The sequence below is a fragment of the Pseudomonas sp. G1002 genome, assembly GCF_013385455.1.
Taxonomy (GTDB): Bacteria; Pseudomonadota; Gammaproteobacteria; order Pseudomonadales; family Pseudomonadaceae; genus Aquipseudomonas.
Genome location: NZ_JACAPY010000031.1, coordinates 46,253 through 54,399 on the forward strand (window position 1 = coordinate 46,253; position 8,147 = coordinate 54,399).

Here is an 8,147-nt window from a genome sequence, read left to right on the forward strand (position 1 = left end):
CAAGCCGGCCGGGAGGCCGCTGTGCCTTTGCTTTTGATTTTGATCTGACGGCCCCATTCAGCCCGAGTTACTTTGCCGCTTTTGCAAAGTGACTCGCTGTAAGAGCGAAACCATAAGCAGCCGTTACCCAAATAACGGATATGTACACCAAAAAATCAGGGTTTAACCCGCCCCTTGAGCATCCCATGATTCACCAAAAGCGTCCGCATGGCATTGCGCGTCACCCCCAACAACTCCGCCGTACGCAACTGATTAAACCCACAAAACGCAAACGCCTCCCGCACGATCAAATCCTCGATATCGTGCAACAACGAATCCCCCGGCACCTCGAACAACCGCAGCAACTGCTCCCGCACCACCTCCTGCGGAATCCTCGGCGCCCCGCTGTTAACGCTGGCATGCATCGCACTCAGCCCCGCAGAAAACTTCAAGTGCGACGGCATGATCGGCCTGTCCCCAGCCACCAAAAGCGCCAGGTGCACCACATTCTCCAGCTCACGAATATTCCCCGGCCACGGATAATCCAGCAACGCCTGGGTCGCCGACTCCGACAACATCGGCTCAGCGATTTTCAGCCTGGCACTGTAGAGCCGCCGAAAATGCTCAACCAACGGCAGGATATCCAGCGGCCGCTCACGCAACGGCAACACCTGCACCTGCGCCACGTTGATGCGATAGAACAGGTCAAGGCGAAAGTTGCCCGCCTCCACCGCCTGCTCCAGGTCGATGTTGGTGGCCGTCACCAGCCGGATATTGATCTTGATCGGCTTGCGCGACCCCACTCGCACCACTTCCTGCTCCTGCAATACCCGCAGCAGCTTCACCTGCAACGGCAGCGGCAAGTCACCGATCTCATCGAGGAACAGGGTGCCGCCATCGGCTTCTTCAAACCAGCCGATCCGCCGCCCCGAGGCCCCGGAAAACGAGCCGGCCTCATGCCCAAAAAATTCGCTTTCCGCAAGGTTCTCGCTGATGGCCCCACAGTTCACCGGCACAAACGCACCGGTGCGGCCGCTGGCGCTGTGGATATAGCGCGCCACCAGCTCCTTGCCGGTGCCGGTCTCGCCATTGATCAACACCGGCGCTTCACTGGGGCCAACACGTTGCAAATATTCGAGCAGTTGCAGGGAACGCGGGTCGGCAAAAACCAGTGCCTTGGCGCGAATCGACAACGGGTCTTTTTCGCCCTGGGGCAAAGTCAGGATCGGCGTGGGATGCCCGTGGGGACGGTTCATGAAGAGTATTTCCCGGCGACGAGGTGAAGGTACGTAAGGGAACTTTACCCAGTCGTGCATATAACTAGAAATATTAAAAATTCATTAGTACATAACCGTTTATCGACGATGCGCCAGCGACCTCACGCAACGATCCCCCAGGCTTTGCACGCCCTGGACCAGCACCACCAACACAATCACCGTCACCACCATGATCTGGTTATTGAAACGCTGGTACCCATAACGAATCGCCAAGTCGCCCAGGCCGCCACCGCCAATCACCCCGGCCATGGACGAAAAGCCGATCAGCATCACCAGGGTCAGGGTCAACCCCGCAAGCAACGCAGGGAGCGCCTCCGGCAGCAGCACCTTGAAGATCACATGCCGAATATCTCCACCCATGGCAACGATGGCTTCGATGCGCCCCTTGTCCACTTCGTCCAGCGCGTTCTCGACAATCCGCGCAAAGAACGGAAAGGCGCCAATGGTGATCGGCACCACGGCGGCGGTGCTGCCCAGGGTGGTGCCGACGATCAGCCGGGTCAGTGGAATCAAGGCAATCAGCATCACCACAAAGGGCAATGAGCGGCCCAGGTTGATCACCGCACCCAGCACACGGTTCACCCGTGGCAAGGGGAACAGCCCGCCGCGGCGACTGACAAACAGCAGCACCCCCAGGGGCAGGCCGATCAGCAAGGTAAAGACCGCCGCCAGCAGCACCATGTACAGGGTTTCGCCGGTGGCCGTGAGCAGCAGTTGCAGGATGTCGTTCCAGTCCGTTTTCATACTGCCCTCACCGCTGGCAGGCTGGGGGCCAGTGAGCGGCCCAGGCTTGAGGCGGGGTCGGCCTGCAATTGAATCAGGCTGCCGCTTTCCACCACACGCCCATTGGCCAGGGATACCGCGCTGTCGCAGATAGCCTTGACCACATCCAGCTCGTGGGTGATCAACACGATGGTCACCCCCAGTTGCCGATTGATACTGCGCAGCAGTTCCAGGATCGACGCGGTGGTTTCCGGGTCGAGGGCACTGGTGGCTTCGTCCGACAGCAAATAATCCGGGCGCGCCGCCAGCGCCCGGGCGATGCCGACGCGCTGCTTCTGGCCGCCGGACAGTTGCGACGGAAACGCCAGCGCCTTGTCACTCAGGCCGACCAGTTCCAGCAACTCCTTGACCCGGGCAACGCGCTCGGCCTTGGGCTGGCCGGCGATTTCCAGGGGCACCGCCACATTGTCGGCGACGTTGCGTGAATGCAGCAGGTTGAAACCCTGGAAGATCATGCCGATACGCTGGCGTTGCTGGCGCAATTGCTTGTCACTGAGCAGCGTCAGGTCCTGGCCGTCCATGAGGATGCGCCCGGAAGTCGGGCGCTCCAGCAGGTTCAGGCAACGCAGCAAAGTACTCTTGCCCGCCCCGCTCCGCCCCACGATCCCGAAGATCGAACCATCGGCAATCTGCAACGACACGTTATCCAGCGCCGGCGGCTGGCCATCGCCGTAGGTTTTGCTGACCTGCTCGACGACGATCATTCGACAGCTACCGGAATCACCGAACCTGCATATTTTTCGGTGATGAACTTGGCCACCTCCGGCGAATTCAGGTCCTTTGCCAGCTGTTTGATCCGTGGGTCGTCCTGCAATTTCGGGGTGGTCACGAGGATATTCGCGTAGGGATTGCCCTGGGCTTTTTCCAGCCCAAGGGCATCCTTGGCCGGTGACAGGCCGGCCTCGAGGGCGTAGTTGCCATTGATCACGGCGAGGTCGACATCATCCAGGGCACGAGGAATCTGTGGTGATTCGATCTCGAGGATCTTCAGGTGCCTGGGGTTCTCGGCAATGTCCTTGGGCGTTGCCTGGTCCTTGGCCGGGTCGTTGAAACCGGGCTTGAGCGTGATCAGGCCGTTGGCTTGCAGCAGGTACAGCGCACGGCTCAGGTTGGTGACGTTGTTGGGCACGGCCACGGTGCCTTTATCCGGCACCTGGGCAAAGCTGGTGTGGCGATGGGAATAGATACCCAGCGGCTCGATATGCACGGTGGCCGCCACTGTGAATTTCTGGCCGAGAGCCTGTTCCTGGGAGTGCAGGTACGGCAAGTGCTGGAAGTAGTTGGCGTCCACATCACCGTGGGCCAGCAGTTCATTGGAGTTCACGCCGTTGGGGATTTCGATGATTTTCAGCTGCAGCTGCGGGTCGAGCTTCTGCACGTATTCGAGGATTTGCGCGTGGGGAATCGGGTCCGCCGCCACACGCAGGGCCTCGGCGGCCTGCGCGTCGAAGGAGGCAATCAGGACGGCCAGGGCCAGGGCTGTTTTCTTGAGCATGGTGATGTTCCTTATCAGGCGGACAGGGCTTGGGGAATCGTGGCATCGGCGTAAAACCGTTGGGCGACATCCGGATGGGAACGCAGGCGGCCCTTGAGGTAGTTCCAGCCGACGTCCCGCAGCAGCGGGTTACGCGGGTCACTGGTGGGGCCGTGGGCATCGCGCAGCAACTCGGGCGGCAACTGATACACCGGCACCACCGCGTCCAGTTGCGCACCGAGGAAAAACGCCAGGGACAAACGCTCGCTGCCCAGGGGCGGCGATTCGACCCGGTGCACCGTGGCACGCAGGTAGCCGTTGGTGGCCAGTTCCAGCAACTCGCCGATGTTCACCACCAGGGTGTCGGGGCGCGGCGAGGCGTCGATCCAGCGGCCCTCCTCCACTTCCACTTGCAGGCCGGCCTGCTGGTCTTGCAGGAGGAAGCTGAGAAAGCCGGAATCCTTGTGGGCACCGACACCCTGGCGACTCTGCTGGGCGTGGCGGCCGGGGTAGCGGATCAGCTTGATGTGTTCATTGGGCTTGGCGCCATACAGCGGGTCGAAAGCGTTTTCCGGCAGCGACAAGGCCTGGGCAAAGGCGCGCAACAGGCGCAGGGACATCTGCGTCATCGCCTGCTGCCAGGCCAGTAACAAGGGCTTGAGTTCAGGCAACGCGGCAGGCCACTGGTTGGGGCCTTGCAGGCGCGACCAGGCCGGTGAATCCGGGCCTTGCCGCAGCGGCTCGCGCTCGGCGCCGAGGTCGAACTGCTCACGCAGGTCCGGCTGCCCCCGGGTGATCTCCGACGCGGCGCGGTTGTAGCCGCGAAAGTGCGGGGAGTTGATCATGCCGACAGCAAGCTTGTCGGCCTCCGGCAAGGCGAAAAACCGGCGCGCCTGCTGCTGCACCTGGGTGAGCAACCCGGCGTCGATGCCGTGGCCGGTGAGGTAGAAAAAACCGATATGCCGCGCAGCGTGGCGCAGGTCATCGAGAAACTGCCCACGCTGGGCCGGGCTGCCGTCGAGCAGCGCCAGGTCCAGCAGGGGCAAGGTATTGATTGCCAGCGGGTGCGACATTGGGTGCTCACTCCATGAACAGGTACGTGGAGTGGTGAAGCTAAACGATCTAAAAACCCCGCAATAAATACCTTTTTGGCATTAGCTTAGGTTGGCGCGTTCGCTGCCCTGGCTTCTTCCAGCAAGGCCTGGATGACTTTCTCCTGATTGTCGTAGCGGCCCTCGCCGAAATGGCTGTAGCGCACTTTGCCGGTGGCATCGAAGAAGTAATGGGCCGGCCAGTACTGGTTATCGAAGGCGCGCCAGATGCGGTAGTCGTTGTCGATGGCCACCGGGTAATGGATGTCCAGCTTCTTGACCTGGCTGCGTACGTTATCCAGGACTTTCTCATAGGCGTTTTCCGGCGTGTGCACACCGATCACCACCAACCCGTCCCTGGCGTACTTCTTTGCCCACTGATTGACGTACGGCAGGCTGCGCTGGCAGTTGACGCAGTCGTAGGTCCAGAAATCCACCAGCACCACCTTGCCCTTCAGGCCCTCGGCCGTCAGCGGCGGCGAGTTGAGCCAGGCCACCGCGCCGTCGAGGGACGGCATGCGCTCATCGGACTGGCTGAAACTTTCGGCATCGACGTTGTTGATCAGGTAGTTCACCGCCTTGGGCACGCCGACCAAGGCAACCACCAGTGCCAACAGCAGCAGGCCTTTTGAGCGGCGCAGGTATCGGATGAAGTTCATGGGTGTCACCTCGTGGCCGGGGGTGTTTCGGCGCGTTTGCGAGCCGCGCCGTTTTGCGCCAGCGGCGTGTTCTGGAAGCAGGTTTCACTGCCAGTGAGTTTTTTCGCGGTGGCGGCATTCACATCCGCCGCCACACCCGCCAGGGAAAACGCCAGGGCGCTGAGAAAGCTGTTGAGTGGGGTCATGGCCGGTCTCCTCAGCTGCCTTCAAGGCAATTGCTGGAAAATTTGCGGTAGTCGAGGACGTGGCGCTGGCCCTCGGAATCGAGGTAGGTCAGTTTCGAGTTGACGATGCCGCACAGCGCGCCACCGGACTCTTCGGAGATCGACAGCACCTGATGGATATCCGGCTGGCTGGCGGTGGTTTCGGCATGGGCGGCAACACTCAGGCCAGTGAGTAAGGCAAACAGGCAACTGGCATAGGCAGCTTTGATAGTCATGGGTGGTTCCCCGGGGGTTCAAGTGGGCCGAGGCGGATTACCTCGATGGGCTCATTTGAACCTTGCGAGGTATCCGGATTGTGTCGGCCAGGCCCGGATTTTTGCGTCGATGTGTATCTCGTCACCGCCAGATACACTGCAATACAAAGGGCACAAGGCAAGCCCGCCGCCAGTGGCTAGACTGCGCATCAATGACTAATCAACGAGGAAGGCAGCATGGATCACGTCGATCACATTCTGATTGTCGATGACGATCGGGAGATCCGCGAACTGGTGGGCAACTACCTGAAAAAGAACGGCCTGCGCACCACCGTGGTGGCTGACGGCCGGCAGATGCGCAGCTTCCTCGACACCACGCCCGTGGACCTGATCGTGCTGGACATCATGATGCCCGGCGACGACGGCTTGCAGCTGTGCCGCGAACTGCGGGTGGGCAAGCACAAGGCCACGCCGATCCTGATGCTCACCGCGCGCAACGATGAAACCGACCGCATCATCGGCCTGGAAATGGGCGCCGACGATTACCTGGTCAAGCCCTTCGCCGCCCGTGAACTGCTGGCCCGCATCAACGCCGTGCTGCGGCGCACACGGATGCTGCCGCCAAACCTGGTGGTGACCGAAAGCGGCCGGCTGATCCGCTTTGGCCGCTGGCGTCTGGACACCACCGCCCGCCATCTGCTGGACGAAGACAACACCCTGGTGGCCTTGAGCGGTGCCGAATACCGTTTGCTGCGCGTCTTCCTCGACCATCCGCAACGGGTGCTCAACCGTGACCAGTTGCTGAACCTGACACAGGGCCGGGACGCGGACCTGTTCGACCGCTCCATCGACCTGCTGGTCAGCCGCCTGCGCCAGCGCCTTTTGGACGACGCCCGCGAACCGGCCTACATCAAGACCGTGCGCAGCGAAGGCTATGTGTTCTCCCTGGCCGTGGAAATCCTTGGGGACCCGGCATGACCCTCACGTTCCGCTGGCCGCGCACCCTCGCGGCGCAACTGACGGTAATTTTCATCGTCAGCCTGCTGTGCGCCAACGCCCTGTCGTTCAGTGCGCAGTTCTATGAGCGCTACATGAGTGCCCGCAGCGTAATGCTGGGCAACCTGGAAAACGACGTATCGACGTCGATCGCGATCCTCGACCGCCTGCCCGCCGCCGAGCGTGCCAGCTGGCTGCCGCGCCTCGACCGCAACGCCTACCGCTACCTGCTGAATGCCGGCGAACCCGGCGAGCCGATGGCCAGCGACAACGTGCCCATGGCCGCGACGTCGATTTCCGATGCGTTGGGCGAGCATTACCCACTGACGTTTCGCGACATCCCGGGCCTGCAAAAACACTTCCAGGCGCACCTGACCCTGGCCGATGGCAGCCCGGTCACGATTGATGTCTATCCCAAGCCGATCCCGTTTGCGTTCTGGCTGCCGGTGGTACTGGTGCTGCAACTGGTGGTGTTGCTGGTGTGCACCTGGATCGCCGTGCGCATCGCCATCCGCCCGCTGACACGCCTGGCACGGGCAGTGGAAACCCTCGACCCGAATGCCCGCCCGACGCCGCTGGACGAAACCGGCCCCACCGAGGTGGCGCATGCGGCGGCGGCGTTCAACGAAATGCAGAAGCGGATTGCCGAGTACCTCAAGGAGCGCATGCAGATTCTGGCGGCGATCTCCCATGACTTGCAGACGCCGATTACCCGCATGAAATTGCGTGCCGAGTTCATGGAGGACTCGGTGGACCGGGAAAAGCTCTGGAGTGACCTGGGGGAAATGGAGCATCTGGTGCGCGAGGGTGTGGCGTATGCCCGCAGTGTGCATGGGTCGACCGAGGCCAGTTGCCGGATCGACCTGGATGCGTTTCTCGACAGCCTGGTGTTTGATTACCAGGATATGAACAAGCAAGTGAGTTTGACCGGTAAAAGCGCGGTGGTTTTGGATACGCGGCCCCATGCGTTGCGTCGGGTGTTGGTGAACCTGGTGGACAACGCGCTGAAATTTGCCGGGGAGGCGCAGTTGGAGGTGGGGTCGACGGCGGCGGGTGAGCTTTCGATCAAGGTGCTGGACCGGGGGCCGGGGATTGCCGAGGATGAACTGGTGCAGGTGATGCAGCCGTTTTACCGGGTGGAGAGTTCGCGTAATCGTGGCACTGGTGGTACAGGGCTGGGGTTGGCGATTGCCCAGCAACTGGCGGTGGCGATTGGCGGGGAGTTGACCCTGAGCAACCGGGACGGCGGGGGGTTGTGTGCGCAGGTTCGGCTGGAGCTGTGACGGGCGGTGTGTATATCCATTATTTGGGTGATGGCTTGTATCGGTTCCGCTCTTACAGCGGCTCACTTTTGAAAAGCGCAAAAGTAAGCAAAACGCTCTTGCCCCACCACTCGGCTCCTCGCTTAGGCTCGGAGTGCCCTCACTCCGGCTTTGGACCGTGGGCCGCCGTCATGGGCCATCCCTGGCC

At 61.7% G+C, this 8,147-nt stretch carries 9 protein-coding genes and 1 pseudogene; 2 read left to right on the top strand and 8 right to left on the bottom strand.

Annotation, left to right across the window (positions count from 1 at the left end):
• Positions 1 to 155: 155 nt before the first annotated feature.
• The 8 genes and pseudogenes from HX801_RS21005 to HX801_RS21040 all read right to left on the bottom strand — a co-directional run bounded on the left by HX801_RS21005 (position 156) and on the right by HX801_RS21040 (position 5,702).
• A complete protein-coding gene (locus tag HX801_RS21005; protein ID WP_003212528.1) occupies positions 156 to 1,235 on the bottom strand; it encodes a sigma-54-dependent Fis family transcriptional regulator in 1,080 nt (359 codons plus the stop codon).
• 99 nt (positions 1,236 to 1,334) lie between these two features.
• On the bottom strand, positions 1,335 to 2,000 hold the full coding sequence (locus HX801_RS21010) for a methionine ABC transporter permease (RefSeq protein ID WP_003212526.1): 666 nt from the start codon (positions 1,998 to 2,000) through the stop codon (positions 1,335 to 1,337).
• Positions 1,997 to 2,743, bottom strand: coding sequence for a methionine ABC transporter ATP-binding protein (locus HX801_RS21015; RefSeq protein ID WP_177022665.1), 747 nt, complete (start codon positions 2,741 to 2,743; stop codon positions 1,997 to 1,999). The genes HX801_RS21010 and HX801_RS21015 overlap by 4 nt, the downstream gene beginning before the upstream one ends.
• A complete protein-coding gene (locus HX801_RS21020) occupies positions 2,740 to 3,534 on the bottom strand; it encodes a MetQ/NlpA family ABC transporter substrate-binding protein (RefSeq protein WP_003212522.1) in 795 nt (264 codons plus the stop codon). Before HX801_RS21020 ends, HX801_RS21015 begins: the two co-directional genes overlap by 4 nt.
• A 14-nt stretch (positions 3,535 to 3,548) precedes the next feature.
• Positions 3,549 to 4,586 carry an isopenicillin N synthase family oxygenase gene (locus tag HX801_RS21025; protein WP_102606492.1) on the bottom strand — a complete coding sequence of 346 codons (1,038 nt, stop codon included), beginning with the start codon at positions 4,584 to 4,586 and terminating at the stop codon, positions 3,549 to 3,551.
• 86 nt (positions 4,587 to 4,672) lie between these two features.
• Positions 4,673 to 5,191 (bottom strand): annotated as a pseudogene (locus HX801_RS21030) (thioredoxin family protein); the annotation flags it as partial.
• Between the two features lie 77 nt (positions 5,192 to 5,268).
• Positions 5,269 to 5,448 (bottom strand): hypothetical protein, encoded by a 180-nt coding sequence (locus HX801_RS21035; RefSeq protein WP_087695230.1) that lies wholly within the window; start codon positions 5,446 to 5,448, stop codon positions 5,269 to 5,271.
• A gap of 11 nt (positions 5,449 to 5,459) precedes the next feature.
• Positions 5,460 to 5,702: a DUF2790 domain-containing protein gene (locus HX801_RS21040; RefSeq protein ID WP_003212513.1), complete on the bottom strand. Its 243-nt coding sequence runs from the start codon at positions 5,700 to 5,702 to the stop codon at positions 5,460 to 5,462.
• Positions 5,703 to 5,918: 216 nt separating this feature from the next.
• Here HX801_RS21040 and HX801_RS21045 point away from each other — a divergent pair, with 216 nt between their 5' ends.
• Together HX801_RS21045 and HX801_RS21050 are read left to right on the top strand one after the other, a co-directional pair.
• Positions 5,919 to 6,659 carry a response regulator gene (locus tag HX801_RS21045; protein ID WP_003212510.1) on the top strand — a complete coding sequence of 247 codons (741 nt, stop codon included), beginning with the start codon at positions 5,919 to 5,921 and terminating at the stop codon, positions 6,657 to 6,659.
• Positions 6,656 to 7,960: an ATP-binding protein gene (locus HX801_RS21050; RefSeq protein ID WP_003212508.1), complete on the top strand. Its 1,305-nt coding sequence runs from the start codon at positions 6,656 to 6,658 to the stop codon at positions 7,958 to 7,960. The genes HX801_RS21045 and HX801_RS21050 overlap by 4 nt, the downstream gene beginning before the upstream one ends.
• The last annotated feature ends 187 nt before the right edge of the window (positions 7,961 to 8,147 follow it).

Excerpts from the sequence above, each read along its gene's own strand:
- HX801_RS21005 (WP_003212528.1), bottom strand. The coding sequence starts at position 1,235 with ATGAACCGTCCCCACGGGCATCCCACGCCGATCCTGACTTTGCCCCAG.
- HX801_RS21015 (WP_177022665.1), bottom strand. The coding sequence starts at position 2,743 with ATGATCGTCGTCGAGCAGGTCAGCAAAACCTACGGCGATGGCCAGCCG.
- HX801_RS21045 (WP_003212510.1), top strand. The coding sequence starts at position 5,919 with ATGGATCACGTCGATCACATTCTGATTGTCGATGACGATCGGGAGATC.
- HX801_RS21020 (WP_003212522.1), bottom strand. The coding sequence starts at position 3,534 with ATGCTCAAGAAAACAGCCCTGGCCCTGGCCGTCCTGATTGCCTCCTTC.
- HX801_RS21010 (WP_003212526.1), bottom strand. The coding sequence starts at position 2,000 with ATGAAAACGGACTGGAACGACATCCTGCAACTGCTGCTCACGGCCACC.
- HX801_RS21040 (WP_003212513.1), bottom strand. The coding sequence starts at position 5,702 with ATGACTATCAAAGCTGCCTATGCCAGTTGCCTGTTTGCCTTACTCACT.
- HX801_RS21025 (WP_102606492.1), bottom strand. The coding sequence starts at position 4,586 with ATGTCGCACCCGCTGGCAATCAATACCTTGCCCCTGCTGGACCTGGCG.
- HX801_RS21050 (WP_003212508.1), top strand. The coding sequence starts at position 6,656 with ATGACCCTCACGTTCCGCTGGCCGCGCACCCTCGCGGCGCAACTGACG.
- HX801_RS21035 (WP_087695230.1), bottom strand. The coding sequence starts at position 5,448 with ATGACCCCACTCAACAGCTTTCTCAGCGCCCTGGCGTTTTCCCTGGCG.